The following is a 24,983-nucleotide window of genomic DNA, read 5'->3' on the forward strand; positions in this document are numbered from 1 at the left end:
GATTTTGCGTGTCGTGGTTAGCAAGTGCTAGAATACGGTACATGAAGATTATCCAGCCACAAACTATCGCTTCCTATTTAGGCGAGCAGTTAGATGCAGCCTATTATATTCCGCATCTAAAACCTTTCAAGCTCGCACGTCTGACTGTTGAAGCAAAAAAATTGTTTAATACACCTGAAGCCTATTTTGGTTACGTTACCTTAGGCGCATTGGCTGTGTTTGACGATAATTTGTTGACAGATGATGAGAAATTATCGGCAGCGGAGAAAAAGTTTGATATTGCCCGACAATACCCACATGATGCTTATGCGGTGGATGTGTTTCTTTTTAATTCGCTCGCCAGACTGCATCGGCGTGAACAAACTTATGAACTAGCGGAACGCCTTTTCAGGTTGGCCGGTGATATGCCGGAACGGTTGTATGCCTGCTTCAACCGTAGCCTTTTTACCGGACAGCTGAACCTGATGGGCAGAATTACTGATCGTTTGGAAAAATTAGGGAAAGATGTAAAAAAAGAACGTGAAACATTTATGGCGTTATCTGAATCCGGGGTTGATGAGGAACATCTGAAGGGGCTTCTGGTAGAGGCCGGGCGCGTTATGAAGCAATTTAATCTGTTTTATTCCGCCAACATAATAGATACTGACGATGATATCGCCTACCTAACACTGCTGGCTATTCCTGATTCTGATCCTGAAGCGGTGGCAGATTGCGACATCGCAATCTCGCGCGCCAAAGTGCGCTATGCGCTGAAGCATGGCTTGGATTTATCCAAACTGGTTATCGGCTGTGAATTGGCGGGTGCAAATTTATGATACAGGCGCAGGATTTTCTTGACTTCGCCCGCTCCCTGCCGCGCGATAACGAGACGGATGACCGGGTATGTATCGGCCGCGCCTATTACGCGGCCATGCATAAAGCCTTGAAGTATGCGGTAGAGAGTGGCTACCAATACGACCATAAAGAAGCCGGCGGTACGCATAGCAACCTGATTCTCTATTTCGAGCAGCAAGGCGGCGAGGCTTTATTGGTGGTTGCCGACCTACTGAAGAAACTGAAGCGTAAACGTACCCAGGCAGATTACCATTTAGATAGGAATATTTATTCAAATGAGGCAGTGCAGGCGTTAAAATGTGCCGAAACCATATTCAATGAATTGGAATAACAGGTTCTAACCGATAAAAGCTCCGGATTCTCGGAGCTTTCTTTATTTGAGTATCGTACACATGGTTATAGTTTGCTTACACGGCGGCCTTTCGGTTCGCCGCCTACGGTTTTTGGGAAACCCCTTGCATTTGCAGGGGTTTTGTTTTATATTCCCACTCACGAGGCGTCGAAAACCTCTTCCTACACGGCATTCACCCCGTCAGCGTGAATTTTTTACGTCCATAAGTTTTCTTGTTTGGTTGTTTGTTTCGATATATCCGAACTGGTTTCCTATGGCCGCGAGGGCTGTGAATACAATACCTGTTCAACAGGGAATAAGCACGGCTCTTGTAGGGAGTTTTCGAACCTCGCGGCCGCCCGTTTCGGGCAACTTCGAAAACAACCTACAGGAAACCATCATGAACACTAATTTCTCTTTGTCTTTTCACAACGTCGATTTTGATATTACAGATATTCACGGCCAGCCTTGGTTAAGGGGTTACCAAATTGGTAATGCCTTGGAATATTCAGACGGTGCTGTTGCAATCGCAAAACTTTATGACCGCAACGCTGACGAATTTACCGACAGCATGACCTAAGTTATCGAACTACCCACCGCAGGCGGCAAACAGCAGGTGCGCGTATTCAGCCTGCGCGGCTGCCACCTGCTCGGCATGTTGGCTCGCACCAAAGTAGCCAAGGAGTTCCGCCGTTGGGTGCTGGATGTATTGGAAGAAACTTTACTTAACGGCAAAATTTCAGACGGCATCAAGTCCGCCAAAACCACCGCCGACGACCGCACACCGTTGCGGCAGGCCGTCGCCGCGCTTGTCGGACGCAAAGGCATAGACTACTCATCCGCTTACAGTATGATTCACCAACGCTTCAACGTCGAAGCCATCGAAGACATCCCCGCCGAGAAGCTGCCCGAAGCCGTCGCCTACGTCCACGCGCTGACCCTGCACTCAGGCTTGACCGGCGAAGTGTTGGACGCACCGCCCAAAGCCGAGCCGAAACTGCCCATCGACGACAACTCTTTAGCCGACATTGCCGCTATGGTTTATTACGGTACATGGATGATTGAATTGGGCAAAGACGTTTCCGCGCCGCTCAAACAGCTTGGCAACAGGCAGGCGGTAACGATGTGGACGGTTTGGCACGAAACCCGTTCACGCCTGAAAAGAGCCGTCGCAGCCCTCGAAGTGTTGCGGAAATATGCGGACAAAGACACCTCCGACCGCATAGCCGTATGTCTTGAAGGCATTTACAGCAAGGCTACGGTAAGGTAAACAGAAAATGCCGTCTGAAACCGCAGGGCGGGCGCCATCTCGTCAGCTACGCCACTTTCCCGCACGAAGACAGCCTGATTCCGTGCCTCGCGCATCAGAATAATTTTTAACCCCCGCAATACTGCCGAAATGGCAGTCAGACCGCCGCGCCGCAAGGTTCGGCGGCCTTTGTGCCGGAAAAACAACAGGAAGGTTGATTATGGCTTGGAACTCAATCGGCATACCGAATATCCCCAAACTGCCGACGAATATAAGCGGTGCGCTGATACAGTTCGGCGGTGCGGCATTGATTAACGCCGTTTTCGGCAATTATTGGGGGATATTCGGTCAAAACGGCATCCCGCTGCTGTTGGCGGACAATGTAACCGCCATCAAACACACTGCCTCCTCCAAAGTGGCCAATGCGCCCGTAGAACAAGGGTCGTTTGCCGCTTACAACAAGGTGGACGACCCGTTCGAAATGACCGTGCAGATGACCAAAGGCAGCGGCGGCGTCGTGATGCGCGGCGCGTTTCTCGCCCTGGTGGACGTGCTGGCAAAAAGCAACGGCCTGTATATGGTGATTACGCCGGAGGCCGTCTATCCGAATATGGCGGTTACGGGCTATGACTACGCCCGCGAGGCTTCGGACGGGGCGCGTCTGTTGAAGGTCAATATCCATCTTGCGGAAGTGCGTCAGGTTAAGGTGAAGTACACCAAAACCAAAGCACCGGAAGCGCAGGAGATGCAGGATAACGGCAAGCAGGCGGCGAAGCCGATACAAAACAACGAATCCGTTTTGTCGATAATTGCCGACACGGTCAAAAAAGGCTTAGAATTAAATTGAAGAAAAGGCGAAACCCCGCAGGGCGGCAACTCTGCGGGGTTTCTGTATTTAACCCTTAACGGGCAAGGATTAAACAATGTATGAAGTATAGCAAAACCAAATTGGAAATGCACCCGAAGGAGGGAATGAAAGTGGAAATTTACGCCAGCCCGTTTGTGCGGGCGTGTATCGGCATTGCCATTCTGATGGTGTCGGCGGGATTGTTCGCCCTGATGGCCGCGCCTTTGGCCAGTGTTTTGAAATAGGCTGTCTGAAAATGATTTATGAAATTCCTTTAAAACCCGCCCCCTCCCAGCAAACGGCCGTCGGCATCGGAGGGCGGGAGATTACGGTGGCCGTTCGGCTGCGGCTCGGCCGTCTGTATGCGGACGTGAAGGCGGACGGGGAGTATTTGGTTCAAAACCGCGTCTGCCTGGACGGCGTGCCGCTGGTGAACGAGGTTTGGCGCGGACTGCCCGGCGATTTGTACTTTATCGACAGGCAGGGCGCGGAAGACCCGCAATGGCAGGAGTTGGGCGGCCGCTTTATTTTGGTGTATCACGATGGGCATTAAGGAAAAAATCCTGCGGATCAGCATCAAGCTCGGGCAGGAAAAGGACGTGTGGGATGCGAAAGGCAGCGATACGCTGGTTGCGGAAGGTTTGCGCGCGTCCTGCCAAATCAATTACGGCAACGGCTCGCTGATGCCGTCGGCGAGAATCAAGGTTTACGGCTTGAGGCTGGAAACGATGATGAAGTTGTTGCGTGTGCGCTGGAATACGGAGCAGGCAATGATGAACTTGGTGCAGGTCGAAGCAGGGGAGCAGGACAACCTGAGCGTGGTTTATACCGGCAACATCACGTTTGCCTACCCCGATATGGCCGGCGCGCCCGATGTTGCCTTGGTGATCGAGAGCCATACCGCCGTTTTGTGGCAGCTGAAACCTGCCGAAGCAGTCAGCAACGAAGGGGAAACCGATGTTGCCGCCGTGATTGAATCATTGTGCGTGAAAATGGGGCGGAAATTTGAAAACAACGGCGTAAACGCGAAAATCAGCAATCAGTATTTGAGCGGCACGGAGTTGGACAAAATACGCCAGATTGCAGCACATGCGGGAGTAGACGTTTATATCGACAATGAGACGATTGCGATTGCGCCGAAGGGGCAGCCCCGAATGATTGATGTGCCGGTTTTAAGACCGAAAACGGGGCTGATAGGCTATCCCGTACCCGATTTGCAGGGCATCAAACTGCGCTGCCTGTACGACAAGGCTTTGCGTTTCGGCGGCTTATTGGAAGTCGAAGGCAGCCAGATAGAAAGCTGCAACGGCAAATGGCGCGTTTTCGGCATGTCGCTCGATTTGGAGTGCAAAACGCCGAACGGCAAATGGTTTGCCGACATCAAAGCCGCCGATGTGGAGGACATGAATGTCAAAGTCGCAAAATAACTGGGCGCAATACGGCGCGGAACAGGCGCAGGGCGGCGCGGGCGAAATCGGCGCAATCGTCTCCGGCATCGTCTCGCGCATCCAAACCGTCACGCTGGTGCGCGTGGTCAAAACCAAAGCGGGCGGACTTGCCCCCGTCGGGCTGGTTGACGTACAGCCCTTGGTTGCCCAAATCAGCGGCGGTGGGGAAATTACGCCGCACGGCATTATCTACAATATCCCGTATTTCCGCCTGCAAGGCGGCGGCAACGCTGTGATTATCGACCCCGAGCCGGGGGATATAGGAATGTGCGGCTTTTGCAGCAGGGATATTTCCGCCGTCAAACAGAATAAAACGCCGTCCGCGCCGCAAAGCCTGCGGCGTTTTGATTTTTCAGACGGCCTGTATTTCGGCGGCTTCCTGAACGGCACGCCCAATCAATACATCATGTTTTCCAAAGGCGGCATCAAACTGTTTTCGCCCGGCGATATTGAAATGGAGGCGGCGAATATCCGCCTGAAAGCGCAAGGCGGCGTGAGCAGCACCTCGCAAACCTTTCAGGCCAATACCCAAGCCGAGGCGCAATTCACGGGCGGCGGCGGGATTGCTGCCGACGGCGATGTGAGGGCGGGCGATGTCAGCCTGATGCACCACGTCCACAAAGGCGTGCAGCCCGGCGGCGGCAACACGGGGCAGCCCGTATAGGCTGCCTGAAATACCCCCGCATCAACCCTGATGCGCCAAACACGGAATCATATTGTCCTCATAACTGAACCGTCAACTTCGGGTTGACGGTTGACTGTATTACAGCATTGATGCCGTCTGAACTTCAGACGGCATTGTTGTTACCCGAGCGTCAAACCGACGACAGGTTGCGGATTTCGGGCAGCATCGGGCGGATTTTTGCCGCGTGTTCCGCGTCGGCGTGTGCGCTTAGGGCTTCGAGGGCGTTTGCGGCGGCTTTGAGGCGGCTGCGCGTTTCCGCCCAGACCGTCCACATCGTTACCGCCTGTTTGCAGCCGAGCTGCTTCAGCGGCAGGGAAACGTCTTTGCCCATTTGGATGGCCCACGCGCCGTATCTGACGGCGACGGCGAGGTCGTATAGGGCGTTGCCGCTGATGGGCAGGGCAGGTTGCGGCGCGGGCAGCGGTTCGCGGTCGAGGACTTCGCCTGTCAAGCCTGTGTGCAGGGTCAGCGCGTGGGCATAGGCGACGGCTTCGGGCAGTTTGTCGGCGGGGATGTCTTCGATGGCTTCGACGTTGAAGCGTTGGTGAATCATACTGTACGCGGAGGAGTAGTCTATGCCTTTGCGTCCGACAAGCGCGGCAACGGCTTGGCGCAATCCGGTACGGTCGTCGGCGGTGGTTTTTTGTCCGACTTGGTAGCCGCCTGTTTTGCGGATTTGCGGAATCACTTCTTCAAAAATCCAGTCTTGGAATTTTACCGCTTCAGGTTTGTTACTTCGAAAAATCACGCGGTACAGATTGGGTTCGTTGATGTACGTGATTTCATTCTTCCTACCCTTTGTATCGACGCTGTACATTTTATGTACACCGTCTCTTTTCATGTTGAATCTCAAGGGGTTTGCGTTTGAAATTTCGAGTATTCTTGCTACGTCTGTTAAACAGAAAAGCGGCTCATTATTCTGAAACTCAACACGTACAGATTGTTCAGCTTGAAATTGGAAAATTGAGAGAGTCATTGTGAAGTTTCCTTTGGATAATTTCGAAGTTTGCCCAAATGGGCGACCGCGAGGTTCGAAAACTCTCCAAAGCGAGCCGTGCTTATTCCCTGTTGAACAGGTATTGTATTCGCAGCCCTCGCGGCCATAGGAAACTTCGGTTGTGCTATCGAAACAAACAACCAGGCAAGGAAACTATGGACGTAAAAATATCGCAGTAACGGTGCGATTCCGCTTTGAAGAGGTTTTCGACGCCTCGTGAGTGGGAATATAAAACAAACCCCCTGCACATGCAAGGGGTTTTATCTTTGAAACCGAAGCGAAACCCCGCAGGGCGGCAACCTTGCGGGGTTTCTGTATTCAAACCCTTTCTGACCAAAGGATTCAAACTTGATTAAGTAGTTTCAACACACAGGACGACACATAAAACACCGCCCTATGTGTTGCCCTGATTCGGAAGGGGTTACGCCCCCTCCCAAATAAAGTCTGATTATCCCCCCTAAAGGGCGGGGTTTCAACCGGTGAGGAACAATGATGAATACCCTTTATCTCGACCCGCAAAGCTGGGATTTGGTTTTAGACGCGGCAGGCAATATCGCGATGGCGAAAGACCCCTACGCCAAGGCGCAGGATGCGGCCTCGGCGTGCCGCCTGTTTGCGGGCGAACTGTATTACGACACCGAAAAGGGCATCCCCTATTTTGAAGAAACGCTGGGCAAAAAGCAGTCGTTCGCGCTGTACCGGCACCGCCTGATACAGGCGGCAACGACTGTTCCCGGCGTGGTGGCGGCAGACGTGGAGATGGAGCAGATGAATGGCCGCGTCCTGTCGGGCCGTCTGAAATTTACCGACGACACGCAGAAACAATATGAGATAACGCTATGACGAACGTACCTAAAATACAGATTACCGACAGCGGCCTGAAGCTGCCGACCCATCAGGAAATTTTATCGGGCGTGCTGGCCGACATCAATGCCGCGTTCGGCGGCGGGCTGAATACCGAAAGCCTGGAAACGCCGCAAGGGCAGCTTGCTTCGTCGCTGGCCGCCGTGATTGCCGACAAAAATGATTTGATCGCCGAGCTGGCCAATCAAATCCACCCCGATTACGCAGACGGCATCATGCAGGACGCGATTGCCAAAATCTATTTTTTGGAGCGGAAAAAAGCCGTGGATTCGTCAGTCGAATGTGAATTTGTCGGCCTTGCCGGAACAATCGTCCCTAAAGGTTACGCAGTATTGGACACACAAGGCGTGCAATGGATATTGAGGGATGAATCATCCATTTTGGAAGGCGGCAGGGGGGTGGGTATTTTTACCGCCGCCGGCGTGGTGTCTGCCGCCGCCAATACGGTAAACCGGCCTGTCAGGACAATTACCGGGCTTGACCGCGTCAATAATCCGCGTCCCGCCGTCCCGGGAAGGGAATTGGAAAGCCGCGCGGATTTCCGCCGCCGCCGGCAGCAGTCGGTGGCCGCAAACGCACACGGAACGCCGCAGTCCGTGTATTCCAACGTCGCACAGCTTGATGGTGTAAGTGATGTGTATGTGGTCGACAACCCGAAACCGGTATCGGAAACGCACAACGGGCAGACCATTAAGCCCCACAGTATTTATGTTGCGGTTGTCGGCGGCGACGACAGGCAGATAGCCGAAACCATCTTGCGCTTTGCAGGTTGCGGATGTGATTTCACAGGCAATACGACCCTGACCGTGTATGATGAAACATACACAGACCCGAAACCGGCTTACGAGGTCAGTTTTACACGTCCCGCCCCCGTGCCTGTCTATTTCCGCGTCAGAGTCGGGAAAGATGCAACCATCGGCTATCAGGATGTCGTCAGAAAGGCCGTTATAGAAGCATTTGACGGAGCGGAAAAGGCGGGTATCGGCGGGAAGATTTATGCGATGCGTTATGTCTGCCACATTGCCAGCGCCTTAACATCGGCACAGGTAATCGATATAGAGGTCGGGCTGTCAAGGGACAGTATGGGCAATAGCGCACAAGTCGGAATCCATCAGTATCCGACTGTCGCGGCAGAGAATATAGAGGTTGTAACAGATGCGTAATCTTCAGCAAACCATCATCAGCCAATACGCCAACAGCCCGATTATTTGCGGGATGATTGAGCGGTTTAACCAGTGTATTGACCCGCAGGCTGATGTGATGGAGTTTTATCGTGATATTTGGGACATCGAAACAGCAAAGGGTTACGGCTTGGATATTTGGGGGCGGATAGTCGGTATCGGACGAGAAGTGATGATCAGTGCGCAAGACGAATACATCGGCTTCGCGCAGGGCTGCACTCCGTTTGACAACGGCGTATGGAGTGTAGGAGAAGGTTTGGAGCGGCGATACCGCTTGGACGACGATGCCTACCGCCGCGTGATTATGCTTAAAGCCATGAGCAATATCACTTACGCTTCCGCCCCCAATATCAACCGGCTGCTCAGTATCATGTTTGAGAAACGCGGGAGGGCATATTTTGTCAAAAACGGCACAATGGCCGCCCGTTATGTTTTTGAATTTTTCTTACTGCCGACGGAGCGGGCGATTATCCGGCAAAGCGATTTATTGCCCCGCCCTAGTGGGGTATTACTGGATTTTTACGAACCAGAGGTAGATAAATCCTTCGGCTATATCGAAGCCAATCTCGCACCCTTCGGAGAGGGTGCTTTTTTTATGGGAGTTTAAACCATGCCACAACCAAAATTGTTAAGCAAAGCCTGGGCTTCAGACGGCCTGAAAAACAGCATTCCAAATACTCGTAACAGCGGGATGCCGCAGGAAGGGGCGACCTATGCCGACGGTTTCCCAAGTATCACGATGACGCCGATCTCGACGGGCGGCAAACCGCCCAGCGGGAAAGATATGAACGGCGTGCTGTATGAAATCAGCGCACACACCGTTTGGCAAAACCAAGGCGGGCGTTACCGCTTCGACCAAGCCTTTTGCGACGCCGTCGGCGGCTACCCGAAGGGCGCGGTGCTCATCAACGACACGCTGGACACCGAATACATCAGCCTGGTAGATGCCAACACCCACAACCCGAACAACGGCGGCAACACAGGAAAATGGGCAATACACGCAGGCAAAGGGCTGAAAGCCGACACCACGCAGGCAGGCATTGTGCAACTCTCATCCGCCACAGGCAGCAACAGCGAAGATATGGCAGCCACCCCGAAAGCGGTTAAGGCCGCCTACGACAAGGCAGTCGAGTCCGCAGGCAAAGGCATCCCCGTCGGCGCGATCGTGTCCTTTCCCAAAGCCGTCCAAAACCCCGCAGGCTATTTAAGGGCAGACGGCACGACCTTTGCACAAAACACCTTCCCCGATTTGTACCGCGCACTGGGCAACAGCAACCGCCTGCCCGATTTGAGCCGTACCGACATCGGCATCACCGCGTGGTTTCCGTCCGACCGAATCCCGACCGGCTGGCTGGCGTTCGACGACATCCGCACGCGCGTAACCGAATCGGCTTATCCCGAACTTTACCGCCTGCTGGTTGCCAAATACGGCAGCATCCAAAACGTCCCCAAAGCCGCCGACCGCTTTATCCGCAACGCGGGCAACGGCTTGGCAGTCGGACAGGTGCAGGAAGACGCAATCCGCAACATTACCGGCAAAATCGACAGCGGCAACCGAAGCACCGAGCAACTTTTCGACACCGCCATCCCCGAGGGCGCGTTCGGCATCGACAAAGCCCGAAAAAACTGGACATACGACGCAGGCGACGGCGGCAACGACCGCCCGTCCGCCCTCACATTCGACGCATCCCGCGTCGTCCCCACCGCCGACGAAAACCGCCCCAAAGCACTGGTTTTGAAACTGTGCATCAAAGCCGCCGACACCTTGGGCGAAGCCGTGTTCTGGATAAAGTCCCACGGCGAAACCGTCAACGCAGGCGCGCTGGACGCGTCGAGGCTGGCGCAGGGTTTGCAGGAAAAAGCCGACCGCGACCACACCCACACCGCCGCCCAAATCCAAGGGCTGGATGAAAAAATCAGCACCGCCGTTGCCGCGCAATTCACACGCCAAACCATCGGCGGCGTGGATATTGTCAGATTCCCCGACGGCACAATGATACAGACCGGCAGCTACAGGTTTACAAGAAGCGGCGGCGCCATAGAAAACGAAGTTGTCTTCCCCATCGCCTTTGCCGACGGCAACGTCCGCTGCTTCGTATCCGAACGCCATTCGGGGCGCGCCAACGGCGAAAGGCAATACAACTGGCTGTTTATCCGCGCCAAAAACCACGCCGCCGCCATTATTACCAACTGGTACGAAGGCAGTTGCGACTGGATGGCAATAGGCAAAGCCGCCTCGGGAAACGCCGCCAGCTCTCTCTCGACAGTCCCAGGAATCGATGAAGAAACGCTAAGGGGAATTAATGAAGACGCGCTAAATGAAATCAGAAGCCTCGCCGCCCGCGGCTTCCGATAACGCCGCCGCCGACCCGCAATGCCGTCTGAAACCCCGCCATTCCCACGAAAGCGGGAATCCGGAACCCCGAAACCGCCAACCCCGTCATTCCCGCGCAGGCGGGAATCCAGACCCCCCGACGCGGCAGGAATCTATCGGAAATGACCGAAACCGCCGCCAATCCGCAACACCGACCCGAAAGGAAACCCGATGACCATTTACTACAAAGACCGCGCCTTTTACGACGCGGACACCCGCGAACAAGCCCCCGAAGGCGCGCGCCCCATTACGCCCGAACAACACGTCGCGCTGCTCGCCGCCCTCAATTCCGGCTGCATCGTATCCGACGATTTGACCATATCCCCGCCACGCCCGTCGGAATATCACGAATGGGACGGCAAAAAATGGAAAATCAGCAAAGCCGATGCCGCGCGCAAAAAAGCCGAAGCCGCCGCCGTATGGGAACAAATCAAACAAAAACGCCACCGGAACTTACGCGGCGGCGTGTATGTCGAGTCTGTCGGCAAATGGTTTCACAACACCGACGAAGCCCGGCAGCAATACACCTTTATGCGCACGCTCCCCCAACTGCCGCCCGATTTGCAGTGGAAGACGATGGACGGCGGATTCGTCAAACTCACGCGCGCCCTCTTGGACGAATTGAGCCTCAAGCTTCTGGCCGACGAACAGCAGAACTTCGCCAACGCCGAACGCCACCGCGTTTTGATGGAACAGTCGGACGACCCCGAACATTACGACTATTCCGACGGCTGGACGGAAAACTACCCCGACCAATAGGGGGCAATTCCCGCCGCTTCCCGCCAATCCCGCCGCTTTCCGTCATTCCCGCGCAAGCGGGAACCCAAAACCCCTGACGCGGCAGGAATTTATCGGAAACGGCTGAAACCGAACGGACTGGATTCCCGCCTGCGCGGGAATGACGAAAGGGGGTGGGAACAACGAAAGGCGGGAACAACCGCGCAAACCCCCGCCGACCCCTTAAGAATGCGAAGCCTGCCCGCAGGGGGGAGGCATCAAAAGGCGGGATTCAGCCCGCCGAACCAAAGGAAACCCAATGACCCAAAAAAACCTATACCTCGCCCTATACAAAGGCAACCGCCAAGGCTATGCGCCCGCCGCCCTCAAAGCCCGATTCGGCGACTGGATCACGCGCAAAATCACGCGCGGGATTTATTCCCATTGCGAAATCGCCGACCCGTGCGCCAACGGCGGCTGCATTTGCTACTCGTCCTCCATCCGCGACGGCGGCGTGCGCGCCAAAAAAATGGATCTGCCGTCTGAAAAGTGGGATTTGATACCGCTGCACGGCGTTACCGCCGACGACCTCGCCGCCGTCTGGCAACGGACGCAAGGCAAACGCTACGACTGGGCGGGCGCAATCGGCACGGTTTTAAAAATCCGCCAACGCCCCGACAAATGGTTTTGCAGCGAATTTTGCGCGGCGGTAATGGGCATCCCCGACGGCTGGCGGTTTTCGCCCAACGACCTCGCCGCCGTCGCGTCGGCAAAGAGCGCGGGCAAAATGTAATTTTTTTACGGAGGAAACTATGCCGTTTGAGACATCTGCCGCCGTCGGCGGCTACTTGGTCAATATCGGTGTGATCGGCATCGCCGGTACGCTGTTCGGCCTGCCGCTGGACGCGCTGATATTGGGCGGTCTGACGGGTGCCGTGGTGCAGGGTTTGCGCCCCGTATCCACCCGCCGCGCGGGCTTTTTTTCCATTATGCTGTCTATGCTGTTGGCGGGCGCGCTTACCCCCCTGTTGATGGACTGGACGGCGAAACACATCGTTCTGTCGGACGGCGGCGAGGAACTGCTGCGCCCGCTGTTTCCCGTCGCCATCGGCGGCTGCTGGCCGTGGCTGATTCCGCTGCTGCGCGATTACGCGCTGTCGTGGGTCAAGAAGAAAACGGAGGGATGAATCTATGTTTATGAGCAGTATCAACATACTTGCATCGTTGGCGATTATTGCCCATTGCGGTTGCCGCCTGAGCGTGCAGCAATGGAAGATAAAGCAGCCCGAGTTATGGATACACGCCATGCTGCTGGCCGCATCAATCGGCGAAGCCGCATCCTGCCTGTCGGGGCAGATACGCACCCCGCCCGAGGTTCTTTTAAACGTAAGCATCGCAGCCTACTTTATGGCGCAGACATGGCGGCTGCGCCATCTGGACGCGAAAGATTGGTAATACTTTGAAAGGCTTGAGGTGCAAACCGAAAGTTTGCAACCCGTCTTTTACAGAAAGGATTAAAAATGACGGAATTACCGTGGCTTGCCGAAGCCAGAAAACACATCGGCTTGAAAGAAATCGTCGGCGCGAAACACAATCCTGTGATTGTACAATGGCTGAAAGAAATGGGCAGCTTCCCCGGCGCGGCGAAGTCTTGGTATTTTGAGGACGAAACGCCGTGGTGCGGCTTGTTTGTCGGACACTGCTTGGGCAAAGCGGGACGTGCGGTCATCAAAGACTGGTACCGCGCCAAAGCCTGGTCAATGTCGGGCTTGACCAAACTCAAAGCCCCCGCCTACGGTTGCATCGCCGTCAAATCAAGGCAAGGCGGCGGACACGTTTTCTTTGTCGTGGGCAGGGATGCGAAAGGCAGAATCTTGGGACTGGGCGGCAATCAGGGCAACACCGTGTCTATCGTGCCGTTCAACCCTGCCGACATCGACGGCTACTTCTGGCCGTCAAAACTAATTGATGGCAAACCCGTGCCGTCGTTTCCTGCCGACGGGCGTTACCACCTGACGGACGTTGCGGCGACGGCGGGACAAGGCGCAAGTGAGGCGTGAGTTATTTAATAAAACTTAATAACCGAACCGTCAACTTTTGGTTAACTGTTGCATCGGGGGGGTGTCAAAATTTCCCCGATTTTTTACATATTGGGCGAGGCGTGATAAATTTTTGCCGTTTTGTTTGCACGAAGGGGGCAGCGGTTGCATTTTTTGCAACAACTGCCGAACAGCAATGCCGTCTGAATTTCAGACGGCATTGTTGTTGTCTGGATATTAAAAATATAGCTTTTTGATATGGCTGCAAGGGGCAATGATGTTGTAAGGTTCTGATTTTCCATCTTCAAAACTGCTTTGCACAATACCTGATAAAATATCGGCAAGTTGTACGCCAAGATGGTTTTTGCTGTTGCATTGCATCGTTTCCAAGACTGTTTGCGCGCCGTGTTCAAACCAAACGGTGGTTTGCAGATAGTCATGCAGGGAGCGTCCGCTTTCCACTTTGATGGAACGCTGGTCAACATTTAAATAAACTTTGTCATGCGCCGCAATCTTTTGAGAAAGCATAAGCTTTATCATATAGTTGTAAAGCTTGTTTGCATCTTGGCGGATGTGCGGCATAACCTTTTCTTTGCGGACGCTGATGCTGTAATAATGTATGTCGTTGCCGTGTTTTGATTTGAATGCCGCCAACTGCCCTGCAATCCGTATGCGTTGTTCGTGGCTCATATGCGCCCATTTTGCCTCATCGGATGTCGGGATTTTATTTTTCTCATACAATTTACGCATCAGCCGTTTCAACAGGTGCCGTTTTTCATGGGCGACGGCAATGGCGGCAATGGTAAGGTAACGGCTTGAACCGCCGGATCGGTACGGGGCGTCGAATTTCCAGCCTAAATCTCCGCTTTCGTCCAAATAAACCGTTATATCCATCAATATTGCCTTCAAATGAAACAAGCCGCCAATTTATCATAAAATTGGCGGCTTTGAATATATGGCAGCCCCTGAATCCGACGTACTTCGCATACGCTTACGATACCTTTCGGCTTCGCGGGTAGTTCAGGATTTACCTGCCTAGGCAAATTCTATACCGGCCTTTATTTTTGCGCAAGGGTAATTTTAAAATCCGGTATCGGCAAAGATATGCCGTCTGAACCTTTCAGACGGCATTTTCTGTTTACCTTACCGTAGCCTTGCTGTAAATGCCTTCAAGACATAAGGCTATGCGGTCGGAGGTGTCTTTGTCCGCATATTCCCGCAACACTTCGAGGGCTGCGACGGCTCTTTTCAGGCGTGAACGGGTTTCGTGCCAAACCGTCCACATCGTAACCGCCTGTTTGCAGCCGAGCTGCTTGAGCGGCGCGGAAACGTCTTTGCCCAATTCAATCATCCATGTGCCGTAATAAAGCATAGCGGCAATGTCGGCTAAAGAGTTGCCGTCGATGGGCAGTTTCGGCTCGGCTTTGGGCTGTGCGTCCAACACTTCGCCCGTCAAGCCTGTGTGCAGTGTCAATGCGTGGGCATAGGCGACGGCTTCGGGCAGCTTCTCGGCAGGGATGTCTTCGATGGCTTCGACGTTGAAGCGTTGGTGTATCATACTGTACGCGGAGGAGTAGTCTATGCCTTTGCGTCCGACAAGCGCGGCAACGGCTTGACGCAATCCGGTGCGGTCGTCGGCGGTGGTTTTGGGGGGCTTGATGCCGTCTGAAACTTTGCCGTTAAGTAAAATTTCAATCTGCTCATCGCACCAAACCGCAAATTTCGGATTAAGCCAACGGGCGAAATCTACGGCAAGTTTGGGATGCAGCCATGTACCTTGTGATTTTTTGTCGTTCCCGCCTTTTTTGATGATAACTAACTGATTTTCTGCCGTTGCGCGATTTCGCGTTTCGGGATTAAACAACCTTTCGGTCAAAGCGGTAATATATTCCTGTGTGCGTTCGTTACGGAGATAGTTGCCGACACGTTTGTCATATTGTTCGGCAATTGCAGTGGCGTTCAGATAGCCGTTTTCTTGGAAAGAAACAGAAAATTGGTTGAAAGAGAAAGTTTGAATAGACATGATTTACTCCTGTTTGAGAGATTTAAAACCGCGATTTCAAGCGCGGGCGCGGGGGTGTTGAAAACACGCAAACAGACGTGCCGCCAGCCTTACGGGTAGGCGCACCCCCACATAGGAGTAAATCGATTTGATACGTATAGACGTAAAAAATTCCACTCTATCGTGTTGGATATACGCTGTTTGTCAGGTGTTTTCAAGCACCGTGGAAAAGATTATATAGAGTTATGGAAATGTGTCAAGAGAATTTCCCGAAACGGGCGACCGCGAGGTTCGTAAGCCTTCTACAAACAGGCTGTGCTTATTCCCTGTTGAACAGGTATTGTATTCGCAGCCCTCGCGGTCAAAAGTAAACTTCGGTTGTGCTATCGAAACAAACAACCTAAAGGAAACTTTAGACATGAAAAAATCACGTTAACGGAGTGATTGCCGTCTTTGAAGAGGTTGCTACACCTCGTGAACCAAACTTTACTATTATTCCGCTATTGCGTCAATATTTTGGGCGGAAGCACGGACGGAGCTTTGTTGAAAGTTTAAAACTTGGACAGCATTCATGATAGTTATTAAAGCGCGTTGATTTCCGCTGCCTGCTCTTCGGTCAGCGCGTATTCTTCCAAGACTTCGGCAACTTCTTTCACACCTGTCGATATTGCTTCAACCAATGCCGCGAACTGTTCTTCCGTCGGCGCGGGCTTTGATGTTTCTGCGGTTTCGGCTTCGATGGTGTTTGCCGAGATTTGTTTGAACCGTTCGTGATTTTCGCTGCCAAGTTTCAGACGGCCTGCCGCGCCGATTTGTGCAAACCATTTTTTGTATGCTTCGATGCCTTTGTTCGCCGCCGCTTCGCCTTCGGCAACCAGCTTGTCTTGTTCGGGGTCTGCCTTTGCTTCTTTGGGCGTTTCGGTTGTTTGGATGCGCTGCGCCTCGTCCTCGTCGTAGATGCCGCCGAAACCGAACGCCAAGCGCGCGGCTTGAATCATTGCCTTATGGCGGAGCATACGGCGCGGGTGGCTGTTCCAAGGTTGCGTATTGCGCCGGCACTCTTCCAGATACTCGGTTACGGTTGTCGGATGGTTGCGGTCTTTGCGGTAGATTTTGCAGGTGCAGCTTTCTGCGTCGGCGGCAAACTCCATACCGTCGAATTGCGGATGGCTGTTGATGATTCTTGCCCAGCCGTCCACGCCCACGACAGGCGTGATGCCGTTGTTCTTATCGGGAAACGCGTAAATCTCCCTGGTAAACGGGTTCAAACCGTATTGCGTCGATACAATCATCAGGGCGTTAAATTGCGCGTCTGTCGCATTGCCTCTAAATGCGGTTGCCTTCAGCGTCTGCACCAACTCCTGCGGGTCGCCTTGGATGTTGAACTGTTTGGCAAGGGCTACTGCTTGGTTTTGGGCGATACTCATTTTTAAATTCCTTATCTGTATTGGTTTAAAAGTGTTTCGTAATAGGCTTGGCAGGCTGTTACGCGTTCTTTGATGAGTTCGATTTTCTCGTCGTCGCGCATGACGGTTACGGTCGTGATGCGCTTCTCAATCGGGATGTCTTCCACAAGCCCGATGTATTTCTCACGGTCTTCCCACGGCTTGAGCAAATCCTCGGGCGTGGGCAGCAGCCAAAAATCAATATCGGCGCGGTCGCAATCGAACAGCCACATATAGCCTTGCATTTGCCAGTCGTAGCCTGCTTTGGCGGCTTTCTTTTCGGCTTCTTCGCGGAAAAACGGATGCGTGCCGATGTCCCAAGAACACTTCGTGTCAACAATCAGGCGGTTGTCGGAATCGTAAATATCGCATTCGCCCGTCAGCCAGTCGTTGACGCGCCGCTCGATGTTTTTCCTGTACTCCCTGCCGCGAACCAGGCCGCTGTATTTGACGGCGGTCTCTTCCATCAGGTCGCCCTTTTCGGTGAAGGCGTTTCCCTCGAAAGCCTCGAAGCCGAACAGTTCGCGCTTCGCCATTTCAATCAGTTTCGATTTGGCGGTTTCCGTGACGGTCTCGCCTTTGGTTTTAGGTTTGCCGATAATGTCGGCGATGGAAGAACATCGGATTCTCATTCTTCCCCCTCCGGCACTTCCGCATCGCCGTGTACCCATCGGTAATCGGCTTCTTCCTCAGCTATGCGTTGACGTTCCTCCAGGCTGATAAGTGCGTTCAACTCTTCAAGCTCCGCCTGTTTCTTCGCCGCTTCCAGCCTCATGGCGGTGATTTCGTCGTGTTTCGGCTCTGTCGCCTTGTCTCCGGTATTTGCACCGTAGGCATAAGCTGCTGCGATTGCCACTGCTACGATTACGGCAAATGCTGTGTTCTTCATCATCTTCATGTCATGTCTCCGTGTGGTGCGCACCGCGCCTGCCAAGGATGGGGCAGGCCGTGCGCTGTCGGGGTTATTTGCGGCTGAAATCTGGGAAACCGCCGCCGCGCCCACTCTCCGACTAACGGCGCGGCTGCTATCAGGCATTAGCCAAACTGTCTATATATTCCGCCCGTGTGAACCATTCTTTTTCATCTATGGCGTAATTCATCGCTGCCTTCGTATCCTTATCGAAACAGGAATCTTCCTTAAGATATGTTTCCCAATCCTCCTGCTTATAAGGCTCTCCGTCCGCATCTCTTATAAATTCCCGTGCCGATTTCTTGGCAATCTCAAGCAACTCAGATTCGTGCAGGCTTCGGTTTTCCGCTTCCCAATCGTCCCAAGCCTGCCGCATATCCTCCCGTGCGTAATATCCGCCCATCCCCCAATCGGGGCAGCTGTAACCGATAATGCCCATTTGCTTCATCCTTTTTGTTTGAGAAAACCGCCCGTAGCATTCACTGTTTCGCCGTGCCGTTGCCCCACTTTGAAGTTCGATACTTCATCGCTTTGTGCTATCCCCGTCTTGGCAGATATAGCTTTCGGGCGGTTTGTTTTCCAAAGGGTTGTTTGTTTCGATGGGTGTATATTACCGCCAGTAATCTATTATTGCAATACCGCTAGTAATATTATTTACGGTAATTTATATTTATCTTTGATTTTCAAAAGAATTTATTTTTGAGATTTTGCAGGCACAAAAAAACCGCCCGATATTTCGGGCGGCGTATTAAAATCAGATGAAATTAAGGAGGCTTATTATGGAAATGCAATTGGACAAACAGACATTGACAGTGGTTGTCAGAAACAGCGAGCCGGTGGAATTGTCGGTATTTGCGCAGTCTATGATGAGCCTTGCCGATGATTACGAATCTATGTGCGGCAGCGCGGGCAGTCATGCGCGGCTGTATATTAAGGAAATCAGGCAGGGCAGCATTATTGCCGAGCTTGCACCCCTCTTGCCTTTGGCGGGTACGCTTTTCGAAGGCGCGGGGCAGATATTGGCGTACGCCAAGAATTTCATTGAGATTACCGATTGGCTGATGGGTAAAGGCAAAGAACCCGCAGGGGTAACGGACAGCCAAATCCGCAATATTGCAAATATCATGCAGCCTGCCGCATCGGATAAAAACGGGTCGATTGAAATAAACGTGAACGACAACAACGGATCTGTCGTCAATAATATTACCTACAACTATTTCGCGGCAAACACGGTGCAGAATCAGGCAAGGCGGATACTGGGCGAACGGGCGGAAGCGTCCGAATCAGGGGATTACGGGCAGATGGTGATGTATTTCGTACAAGCCGCGCCGACAAAGGAAACCAATCAGGCGGTTATTGAAGGGATATACAGCCGTCCGGTCAAAATCCTGATTCCCGAACACATCAAGCGTGAAATGTTTGCAGAGCCTTATCCCTTTGAAAAATATTATATTGTTGACGTCAGCGTACAGACGGCACGCGGCAAGCCCAGGCTCTATAAGGTTACCGGGTATCACGGGGTAGTCGATGGGGACGATTAAAAACCGCCTATTAAGGCGGCTTTGTCGGTTTTGTGTTGTTTTTTAGGTTTGGCGGGGCGTGAAAAAAGCCCGCATTATGCGGGCGGTCTTGAGGGCTGTCAGCCGCAGGCAAAGTTTATGATGATTTTGCCGTCGTTTCGGTTATCGGCAAGCTGTATGCTCTGCTCCTTCAGGTCGCCCAATACGTCAAGCAGTGCCTTTTCTTGTGCCTTGTCGGGATACTCCGGGGGCTCGTAGGCAAACAATATTTCGGAGCGGTCGATGTATCCGCCGCGCCGCAAGCGGTTTATGCTGGCAATCCACTTATCCGACTTGTGATAGATGTCGGCAGGGTCTTTTTGTCCGAAATATATCGGTTTGATGATTTTCCGTATTTCGCCGTTTTCCGCCTTTTGCACCAAGGGGATGGAGGCGTGAAAGCCTGACGGGTCGCCGATTGTGCTTTCTTTGAAGGGGTATGCCGTCTGAAGCGGCTTTAACATTGCCTGTATTTGGCGGGTAAGCTCTGCTTCGGGTTGGCTTTTAGCAAAGCTGTGGGCGACAAAATAATCAAACAGGCGGTTCAGTTCCTGCTCCCTGTCGGGGGCGAGGGTTACGCCCGGTTGGGTGGCCATAATCAGGGCTTCGCGCGGGCGGGTTAGATGGTCGAGTATGGCGCGTATCTGATCGGGCGCGGAGTGTGCCACCAGGTTTCTAATCCGCTGCAATTCTTTTTCAAAGGCATTGGTTGCCGCTTTATAGACGGATGGCTCGAAGTGGCGGAAAAAACGGCTCAATCTGCTGTAGCGATGTTCGATTTTAAAGTCGAAGTAGCCGCTTTGTGGGTGGGTTATGATGATGCCGATGTTGGCAAATTCGCGCGTTTGGACATAGGGCATAAACCGTATGACGGCAAAACGCATGGCATATTGGTTCATGAGATGCTCCAAAGTGTTCCGTTATCAATGCGGCGGACGGTTTCGTCGGTGTGGCTGCGGTTATAGGCGGCGGGCAGGTCGCGCTCTTCGTTTGCCCATGCCCACTCCGGCGGCAGATTATCACACGCTTTTCTGTAGGCTGGCAATGCGCTTTTCAGCCATAATTCCATCTCTTCCTGAAGCACCCAGTCTTCCAAAACCTGTTTAAATGCCGATGAGAAAATATGATTTTGCAGGAAGTTTTTTGGATTGAAGCCGGTGTCGAAGGCGCAGTTATGATCAATAACAATCAAGGAATTGTTGCAATTTCTATACAAAAGGTTAGGGTTGCCGATTGTTCTGTCTTCATTGCGGATAAACCAATCGAAAGCGGCGATTTGACGCTGCATAACTATATCGATTCGGGGGATGTCCGCCGGCTCGAGCAACGCGTAGCCTTTTTGTGCCTGCGAGCCGAAACAGATGCCTTTGCCGATTTCCTTCATCCTTGCGGGTAATTCTTCGTACAGCTCTTCTCCGACTTCCAACAGGTCAAACGGGGCAACGGGCAAGCCTAAAGCCTGCGCCATGTTTCCACCTATCCATTCGTTTATTTGGCTCGCGCGGGTGGCGTGCAGCCCTTTGACGAAATATTCCAGACTATTCTCCGCCATACAGATGAATGGCGAGGTAATGCCTTGTTCCGCACGGTCCATTATTGTCTGTATCTGCAACATTTCTTTTCTTTATCCTATGTTTCAACACACAGGACGGCACATAAAGCACCGCCCTATGTGTTGCCCTGATTCGGAAGGGGTTACTCCCCCTCCCAAATAAAGTCTGATCCTGCCGCCCTGAAGGGCGGGGTTTCAACCAAAAAGGAAATACGATGAAATTTACACTTTGTGTAAATCTATAAATCTGACTTTTTGATATTTCCCGGGAGGAATTTGTCAATCCGGTACGCCCTGCCGGAAGACCGGGCCGATTACGGTCGGCCTATTTATCCAATAAGGGCGAATCCAGCTGTTGAATGCTCCGGTTGTTTAAAATGGACTGTATTTGTCGGCGTGCTTGTTGATTCAGTGTTACAAGCCGTTGTTGTTGGGTTTGCCCCAATTCAATCAATAAGGCGTTTTGGCTTTCCAGGCTTGCCAAGACGACAAGCTGTTCGATAGAGGCATAGTCTCGGATATTGCCCGCTTTATCAGGATTTGCCGCCTTCCATTCCTTTGCCGTACAGCCGAACAGGGCTTTATTGAGTATGTCGGCTTCGGTTGCGTAAATAATGCCTGCTTGTCTGCCATTGATTTCGGCGGGTATCAGGTTGTTTTTGATGGCATCGGTGTGAATCCTGTATTGCGCTTTTGCCAATGTGCGCCGTACATCCCATTCCGCCTTGGCCGATTTGGATTCGGCTTCTTTCAGGCGTTGGAACTCTTTAATCAGATAGAGTTTAAATTCCGGGCTCAACCATGCGCCAAACTCGAAAGCGATGTCTTTGTGCGCATATGTGCCGCCATATCTCCCCGGTTTTGCAATAATGCCGATGCCGTTTACTTTCTGCGCCCATTGCTTGACCGACAGCGAAAATCGGTTCAGGCCGGCTTGGTTTTTAATTCCCTCGAAATCGGGGGAATTAAAATCCGGGTTGTTGATGCGCTCCCAAACGCCTAAAAAGTCAATGGTATTTTTGTTTCTTAACCAAGCTTCAATAAGGCTGCTACCGCCTTCAAAATTTGCAACCATATCGGTGAGGCTGATGTAATCCTCTTGATTGACGGTCGTAATTTTGATGTCCGTACCTTGGACGGTAATCATTTCATTACCCATTCTTTTTCTCTTTTCAAATTAATTTCAATCCAGCACGCCCCACCAAAATACCCTACCGATAACGGTCAGGTTGTCTAAAGGGGCGGTCAAAGGTCTAAAAAATCAAGTGGCAAAACTTTCCAAAATTTGCCGTGAACGTGGAATTTGTCGGCTTCTTCAGGCTTTATCAGGAAATCCGACGGGGCGTAATGCCTGTTGTCGCTGGTAGCGTGTATCGCGCCTCCTTTGCCTCTGGATAGGCGTTTGATGTAGGTATAGCCGTCAAAGGTAAACAGGTAGATGCCGCCGGTCTGAAACTCGCCAATATCCGTTTTGATTAGTGTTATTGATTTTTGCGGGATGGTCGGCTCCATGCTGTCGCCGTCCGGCGGCATAAGCTGCACGTTTGTCAGATTGTTTGTCCCTAAAAGCTCGAATAGCGCGTCATTGGGAATCTCAATCGAGCGCAGCAGTTGCGGATAGTCGGGGTTGACTACCCCATGGCCGCAACTGGCGGACACGTCGTATAGGTTGAGGGTAATGGTGTTGGTGTTGGTGTTGAGATTGTCTGCTTGCAGTGCCAGCAATTTATCTCCATCAATGCCGATGGACATATTACTTATTTCTTCGGCAAGTCTGAGACTGAAATCTGAAACAGGGATTTGCAGGATTTTAGAAAACTGGCTTGCAATGGAGGCGTTTAAGGCGTTGATGCCGTTTAAATAATGGTTCACCGCGCTTTGAGTAACTCCTACAGCTTCCGCCAGCTTGTATTGAGTTAGCTTAAGTTCTTCTTTTTTTGAGTTAAAAATTCTTTTTAGTTCAGCACATTCAGCCGTCTCAATTTCACTTAATTCTCTTTTTTTCATTTTGCCGCCTCCTTCAATAATTTAAACATATTAAATAATTTAAATATATTACTGTAAGTAATAATAATCAAATAACCGCAAGTATTTACTTTTAGATTACTTGCGGTAATAATATGTCTATTATTTGGAGTAATTTATGAAAAAAATTCCGCTAAATGAGTATGTTGAACAGCACGGACAGGCTAAAACAGCCAAAGAAATCGGCGTAACCCAAGGAGCAATTTCAAAAGCACTGAGGTCTGGACGGGCAATTTTTTTATTTTCAGACGGCAAAAGAGTGAAGGCAGAGGAAGTGCGGGCTTTCCCCTCAACACGTCTGTAACCCAAATAAAAAGCCCGTCGGGTCAGATGTTAATTGATATAACCGAATTGAAGCGGAAGTCATTCGCAATTTACCGGAAAGGAAAAAAATGAAGAAACAGAACAGAAACCGCCTGTCAAAGAAAGACAGACGGCTGATTAAAAAGGCGATGCTGAAAGCCGCCGCCAAAGGCAGCGATGATGTTTACAGTATCGCGCTGGGTTTGAAAGATGGCTTTAAATTACTTGGAAAGTAGCTCGATCAAATGGCCGTTATCGGTATTTAGCTCCGATTCTTCGAGTTTTTGATGAAGTGTTTGGATGAATACCGCCAATTCTTCGGCTTGTCCTTTGGCCGTACTGCCTTTTAAGCGGATAGAACCGCTGCGGATAAGCTCTTTGGTGAGTATGAAGGATAAGTTGGACGACATTTTTTTACTCCGTCGGTCGTTGTGTGGAAACTCGATTGTAACGGAGTGATGACAAATCGGAAAGACGGTTGACTGCCCGGACAGACGGGCGAGCGATAAAGAAAAACCCGTCGGGAAATGACGGGCGGAATGTGGCTGTTCTAGCCACGTTGAAGGAGTCGAGATTATGAACGATAAAAATACCCAATGCAAACAAATTGTCGATTACATCCGTAAAAAGGGATACATCACATCCTTTGAGGCTTATCAGAATCTGAAGATAACGCGGCTTGCGGCACGAATAACCGATTTGGAAAGCAGGGGCTTTGTTTTCAACAAGCCTAAATTCAAGGTCGGCAACTGTAAAAATCCGGTCGCCCATTACTCGATAGCAAGGTCAGGAATCAAACCATGAATGAATTTATCCCAAACAGTTTTCAGATTGCAAACTCGGTTGTCGATGAATACCTGTCGAAGATGAGCGGCAACGCGTGGAAATGCTACGTCTTGATTGTCCGAAAAACAAGGGGTTGGCAGAAAACGCATGACAGTCTCTCAATTTCTCAGATTCAAAAATTTACCGGAATCAGGAAAGAAGAAACGGTTCAGAAAGCCATTAACGAACTGGTCGAATTAGGGCTGATTGGCAAGCAAAGCAGGATCGGATTGCCGAACGAATATTTTTTAACTTCAGACCCGAAAAAAGGGGTAACACCACCCCCAAAAAACGGGGTACCCCCTGAAAACGGGGTACCCCCGAAAAAAGGGGTAACACCACCCCCAAAAAATGGGGTAGGACCACCCCCAAAAAACGGGGGGCACATAAATACAAAATACAAAAAACAAATATCTACTAACGTAGATATTAATACAGCGCACGAAAAAACAGCGAAAAAACCGACCAAGCATGAAGCCGATTTGGCACTGTTGGCGGAGCATGGGATAGCCGGGCAAATCGCTGAAGACTTTTTGACAATCCGCAAAGCAAAACGGCAGCCGCTGACGGAAACGGCGATGAAGCTGCTTGCCGCCGATGCGGAGAAATGCGGGATGACGGCGCTGCAGGCGGTGGAATACGCCATCGCCAGCGGCTGGGCCAGCTTCCGCGCCGACTGGCTGCAAAACAAAACTTTCGGCGGGTCTGGAAATCGTGGCGGTCTGACGCACAACCAAACCGCCGCCGTGCTGGATGCGAGAAGCTACGGCGATATGCCGACAACGGATTTTTGAGG

General features: G+C 52.0%; 35 protein-coding genes. 23 read left to right on the plus strand and 12 right to left on the minus strand.

The window, feature by feature from the left end; translation table 11 throughout:
* Window positions 1-41: 41 nt before the first annotated feature.
* From Q9J80_RS01995 to Q9J80_RS02035, 9 genes are all read left to right on the plus strand, one after another.
* On the plus strand, window positions 42-815 hold the full coding sequence (locus Q9J80_RS01995; protein WP_301673718.1) for a hypothetical protein: 774 nt from the start codon (window positions 42-44) through the stop codon (window positions 813-815).
* Window positions 812-1,165: a HEPN domain-containing protein gene (locus Q9J80_RS02000; protein WP_301673719.1), complete on the plus strand. Its 354-nt coding sequence runs from the start codon at window positions 812-814 to the stop codon at window positions 1,163-1,165. The genes Q9J80_RS01995 and Q9J80_RS02000 overlap by 4 nt, the downstream gene beginning before the upstream one ends.
* Window positions 1,166-1,565: 400 nt before the next feature.
* Window positions 1,566-1,745 carry a BRO-N domain-containing protein gene (locus Q9J80_RS02005; RefSeq protein ID WP_301673720.1) on the plus strand — a complete coding sequence of 60 codons (180 nt, stop codon included), beginning with the start codon at window positions 1,566-1,568 and terminating at the stop codon, window positions 1,743-1,745.
* 36 nt (window positions 1,746-1,781) lie between these two features.
* Complete coding sequence (locus Q9J80_RS02010) at window positions 1,782-2,435, plus strand: BRO-N domain-containing protein (RefSeq protein ID WP_301673721.1); 654 nt, start codon at window positions 1,782-1,784, stop codon at window positions 2,433-2,435.
* A 199-nt stretch (window positions 2,436-2,634) separates the two neighbouring features.
* The gene (locus Q9J80_RS02015) at window positions 2,635-3,261 is read left to right on the plus strand and encodes a phage baseplate protein (RefSeq protein ID WP_301673722.1); all 627 of its coding nucleotides are present in this window, start codon (window positions 2,635-2,637) and stop codon (window positions 3,259-3,261) included.
* Between the two features lie 80 nt (window positions 3,262-3,341).
* Window positions 3,342-3,506 (plus strand): hypothetical protein, encoded by a 165-nt coding sequence (locus Q9J80_RS02020; protein ID WP_200163827.1) that lies wholly within the window; start codon window positions 3,342-3,344, stop codon window positions 3,504-3,506.
* 11 nt (window positions 3,507-3,517) lie between these two features.
* Complete coding sequence (locus Q9J80_RS02025; protein WP_301673723.1) at window positions 3,518-3,814, plus strand: phage baseplate plug family protein; 297 nt, start codon at window positions 3,518-3,520, stop codon at window positions 3,812-3,814.
* Window positions 3,804-4,688, plus strand: a complete 885-nt coding sequence (locus Q9J80_RS02030) for a baseplate hub protein (RefSeq protein ID WP_301673724.1) — start codon at window positions 3,804-3,806, stop codon at window positions 4,686-4,688. The genes Q9J80_RS02025 and Q9J80_RS02030 overlap by 11 nt, the downstream gene beginning before the upstream one ends.
* Complete coding sequence (locus Q9J80_RS02035) at window positions 4,669-5,373, plus strand: Gp138 family membrane-puncturing spike protein (protein ID WP_301673725.1); 705 nt, start codon at window positions 4,669-4,671, stop codon at window positions 5,371-5,373. Before Q9J80_RS02030 ends, Q9J80_RS02035 begins: the two co-directional genes overlap by 20 nt.
* A gap of 151 nt (window positions 5,374-5,524) precedes the next feature.
* On the opposite strand, the gene Q9J80_RS02040 is transcribed toward Q9J80_RS02035, so the two are convergent.
* Window positions 5,525-6,370 carry a BRO-N domain-containing protein gene (locus Q9J80_RS02040; protein ID WP_301673726.1) on the minus strand — a complete coding sequence of 282 codons (846 nt, stop codon included), beginning with the start codon at window positions 6,368-6,370 and terminating at the stop codon, window positions 5,525-5,527.
* Window positions 6,371-6,880: 510 nt separating this feature from the next.
* On the opposite strand from Q9J80_RS02040, the gene Q9J80_RS02045 reads away from it, so the two are divergent.
* The 9 genes from Q9J80_RS02045 (at window position 6,881) to Q9J80_RS02085 (ending at window position 13,587) form a co-directional block, all read left to right on the plus strand.
* Window positions 6,881-7,234 (plus strand): contractile injection system sheath initiator, encoded by a 354-nt coding sequence (locus Q9J80_RS02045; RefSeq protein WP_301673727.1) that lies wholly within the window; start codon window positions 6,881-6,883, stop codon window positions 7,232-7,234.
* Window positions 7,231-8,418, plus strand: a complete 1,188-nt coding sequence (locus Q9J80_RS02050; protein WP_304674139.1) for a baseplate J/gp47 family protein — start codon at window positions 7,231-7,233, stop codon at window positions 8,416-8,418. The genes Q9J80_RS02045 and Q9J80_RS02050 overlap by 4 nt, the downstream gene beginning before the upstream one ends.
* Window positions 8,411-9,043, plus strand: a complete 633-nt coding sequence (locus Q9J80_RS02055) for a DUF2612 domain-containing protein (RefSeq protein ID WP_304674140.1) — start codon at window positions 8,411-8,413, stop codon at window positions 9,041-9,043. Before Q9J80_RS02050 ends, Q9J80_RS02055 begins: the two co-directional genes overlap by 8 nt.
* A gap of 3 nt (window positions 9,044-9,046) precedes the next feature.
* On the plus strand, window positions 9,047-10,792 hold the full coding sequence (locus Q9J80_RS02060; RefSeq protein ID WP_304674141.1) for a phage tail protein: 1,746 nt from the start codon (window positions 9,047-9,049) through the stop codon (window positions 10,790-10,792).
* 189 nt (window positions 10,793-10,981) lie between these two features.
* On the plus strand, window positions 10,982-11,569 hold the full coding sequence (locus tag Q9J80_RS02065; protein ID WP_304672845.1) for a DUF4376 domain-containing protein: 588 nt from the start codon (window positions 10,982-10,984) through the stop codon (window positions 11,567-11,569).
* Window positions 11,570-11,846: 277 nt separating this feature from the next.
* Complete coding sequence (locus Q9J80_RS02070) at window positions 11,847-12,320, plus strand: hypothetical protein (protein WP_301673854.1); 474 nt, start codon at window positions 11,847-11,849, stop codon at window positions 12,318-12,320.
* Window positions 12,321-12,339: 19 nt separating this feature from the next.
* Window positions 12,340-12,714: a hypothetical protein gene (locus Q9J80_RS02075; protein WP_301673853.1), complete on the plus strand. Its 375-nt coding sequence runs from the start codon at window positions 12,340-12,342 to the stop codon at window positions 12,712-12,714.
* A gap of 4 nt (window positions 12,715-12,718) precedes the next feature.
* Window positions 12,719-12,982, plus strand: coding sequence for a hypothetical protein (locus Q9J80_RS02080; RefSeq protein ID WP_304678511.1), 264 nt, complete (start codon window positions 12,719-12,721; stop codon window positions 12,980-12,982).
* Between the two features lie 65 nt (window positions 12,983-13,047).
* Window positions 13,048-13,587, plus strand: a complete 540-nt coding sequence (locus Q9J80_RS02085) for an NlpC/P60 family protein (RefSeq protein WP_301673851.1) — start codon at window positions 13,048-13,050, stop codon at window positions 13,585-13,587.
* 216 nt (window positions 13,588-13,803) lie between these two features.
* Here the strand turns inward: Q9J80_RS02085 and Q9J80_RS02090 are convergent, their stop codons facing one another.
* The 6 genes from Q9J80_RS02090 to Q9J80_RS02115 all read right to left on the minus strand — a co-directional run bounded on the left by Q9J80_RS02090 (window position 13,804) and on the right by Q9J80_RS02115 (window position 18,362).
* Entirely contained in the window at window positions 13,804-14,460 is a 657-nt protein-coding gene (locus Q9J80_RS02090) for a DUF3800 domain-containing protein (RefSeq protein WP_301673850.1), read from the minus strand.
* 244 nt (window positions 14,461-14,704) lie between these two features.
* Entirely contained in the window at window positions 14,705-15,589 is an 885-nt protein-coding gene (locus Q9J80_RS02095; protein WP_301673849.1) for a KilA-N domain-containing protein, read from the minus strand.
* Between the two features lie 560 nt (window positions 15,590-16,149).
* Window positions 16,150-16,995, minus strand: a complete 846-nt coding sequence (bet, locus tag Q9J80_RS02100) for a phage recombination protein Bet (RefSeq protein ID WP_301673848.1) — start codon at window positions 16,993-16,995, stop codon at window positions 16,150-16,152.
* 11 nt (window positions 16,996-17,006) lie between these two features.
* Window positions 17,007-17,645: a translocation protein TolB precursor gene (locus Q9J80_RS02105; RefSeq protein WP_301673847.1), complete on the minus strand. Its 639-nt coding sequence runs from the start codon at window positions 17,643-17,645 to the stop codon at window positions 17,007-17,009.
* Window positions 17,642-17,905 (minus strand): NGO1622 family putative holin, encoded by a 264-nt coding sequence (locus Q9J80_RS02110; protein WP_439652345.1) that lies wholly within the window; start codon window positions 17,903-17,905, stop codon window positions 17,642-17,644. Before Q9J80_RS02110 ends, Q9J80_RS02105 begins: the two co-directional genes overlap by 4 nt.
* A 136-nt stretch (window positions 17,906-18,041) precedes the next feature.
* Window positions 18,042-18,362 carry a hypothetical protein gene (locus Q9J80_RS02115; RefSeq protein ID WP_301673845.1) on the minus strand — a complete coding sequence of 107 codons (321 nt, stop codon included), beginning with the start codon at window positions 18,360-18,362 and terminating at the stop codon, window positions 18,042-18,044.
* Between the two features lie 340 nt (window positions 18,363-18,702).
* Between Q9J80_RS02115 and Q9J80_RS02120 the strand changes: the two genes are divergently transcribed.
* Complete coding sequence (locus Q9J80_RS02120) at window positions 18,703-19,464, plus strand: hypothetical protein (RefSeq protein WP_012503753.1); 762 nt, start codon at window positions 18,703-18,705, stop codon at window positions 19,462-19,464.
* 98 nt (window positions 19,465-19,562) lie between these two features.
* Here the strand turns inward: Q9J80_RS02120 and Q9J80_RS02125 are convergent, their stop codons facing one another.
* From Q9J80_RS02125 to Q9J80_RS02140, 4 genes are all read right to left on the minus strand, one after another.
* Window positions 19,563-20,381: a DUF3037 domain-containing protein gene (locus Q9J80_RS02125; protein ID WP_301673844.1), complete on the minus strand. Its 819-nt coding sequence runs from the start codon at window positions 20,379-20,381 to the stop codon at window positions 19,563-19,565.
* On the minus strand, window positions 20,378-21,076 hold the full coding sequence (locus Q9J80_RS02130; protein ID WP_304674143.1) for a HipA family kinase: 699 nt from the start codon (window positions 21,074-21,076) through the stop codon (window positions 20,378-20,380). The genes Q9J80_RS02125 and Q9J80_RS02130 overlap by 4 nt, the downstream gene beginning before the upstream one ends.
* Before the next feature lie 283 nt (window positions 21,077-21,359).
* Window positions 21,360-22,193: a KilA-N domain-containing protein gene (locus Q9J80_RS02135; RefSeq protein WP_301673842.1), complete on the minus strand. Its 834-nt coding sequence runs from the start codon at window positions 22,191-22,193 to the stop codon at window positions 21,360-21,362.
* Between the two features lie 86 nt (window positions 22,194-22,279).
* A complete protein-coding gene (locus tag Q9J80_RS02140; protein WP_301673841.1) occupies window positions 22,280-23,041 on the minus strand; it encodes a LexA family transcriptional regulator in 762 nt (253 codons plus the stop codon).
* Between the two features lie 136 nt (window positions 23,042-23,177).
* Between Q9J80_RS02140 and Q9J80_RS02145 the strand changes: the two genes are divergently transcribed.
* Window positions 23,178-23,363 (plus strand): Cro/CI family transcriptional regulator, encoded by a 186-nt coding sequence (locus Q9J80_RS02145; protein WP_002238713.1) that lies wholly within the window; start codon window positions 23,178-23,180, stop codon window positions 23,361-23,363.
* Between the two features lie 88 nt (window positions 23,364-23,451).
* Window positions 23,452-23,598, plus strand: coding sequence for a hypothetical protein (locus tag Q9J80_RS02150; RefSeq protein WP_301673840.1), 147 nt, complete (start codon window positions 23,452-23,454; stop codon window positions 23,596-23,598).
* Here Q9J80_RS02150 and Q9J80_RS02155 read toward each other — a convergent pair.
* Complete coding sequence (locus Q9J80_RS02155) at window positions 23,584-23,772, minus strand: hypothetical protein (protein ID WP_301673839.1); 189 nt, start codon at window positions 23,770-23,772, stop codon at window positions 23,584-23,586. The genes Q9J80_RS02150 and Q9J80_RS02155 overlap by 15 nt on opposite strands.
* A gap of 166 nt (window positions 23,773-23,938) precedes the next feature.
* Here Q9J80_RS02155 and Q9J80_RS02160 point away from each other — a divergent pair, with 166 nt between their 5' ends.
* Together Q9J80_RS02160 and Q9J80_RS02165 are read left to right on the plus strand one after the other, a co-directional pair.
* Complete coding sequence (locus tag Q9J80_RS02160; RefSeq protein WP_301673838.1) at window positions 23,939-24,166, plus strand: helix-turn-helix domain-containing protein; 228 nt, start codon at window positions 23,939-23,941, stop codon at window positions 24,164-24,166.
* A complete protein-coding gene (locus Q9J80_RS02165) occupies window positions 24,163-24,981 on the plus strand; it encodes a phage replication initiator YdaU family protein (protein WP_301673837.1) in 819 nt (272 codons plus the stop codon). Before Q9J80_RS02160 ends, Q9J80_RS02165 begins: the two co-directional genes overlap by 4 nt.
* Window positions 24,982-24,983: the final 2 nt, after the last annotated feature.

Origin of the sequence: Neisseria blantyrii (genome assembly GCF_962747855.1) — a bacterium.
In the GTDB taxonomy this organism is placed as follows: domain Bacteria; phylum Pseudomonadota; class Gammaproteobacteria; order Burkholderiales; family Neisseriaceae; genus Neisseria; species Neisseria viridiae.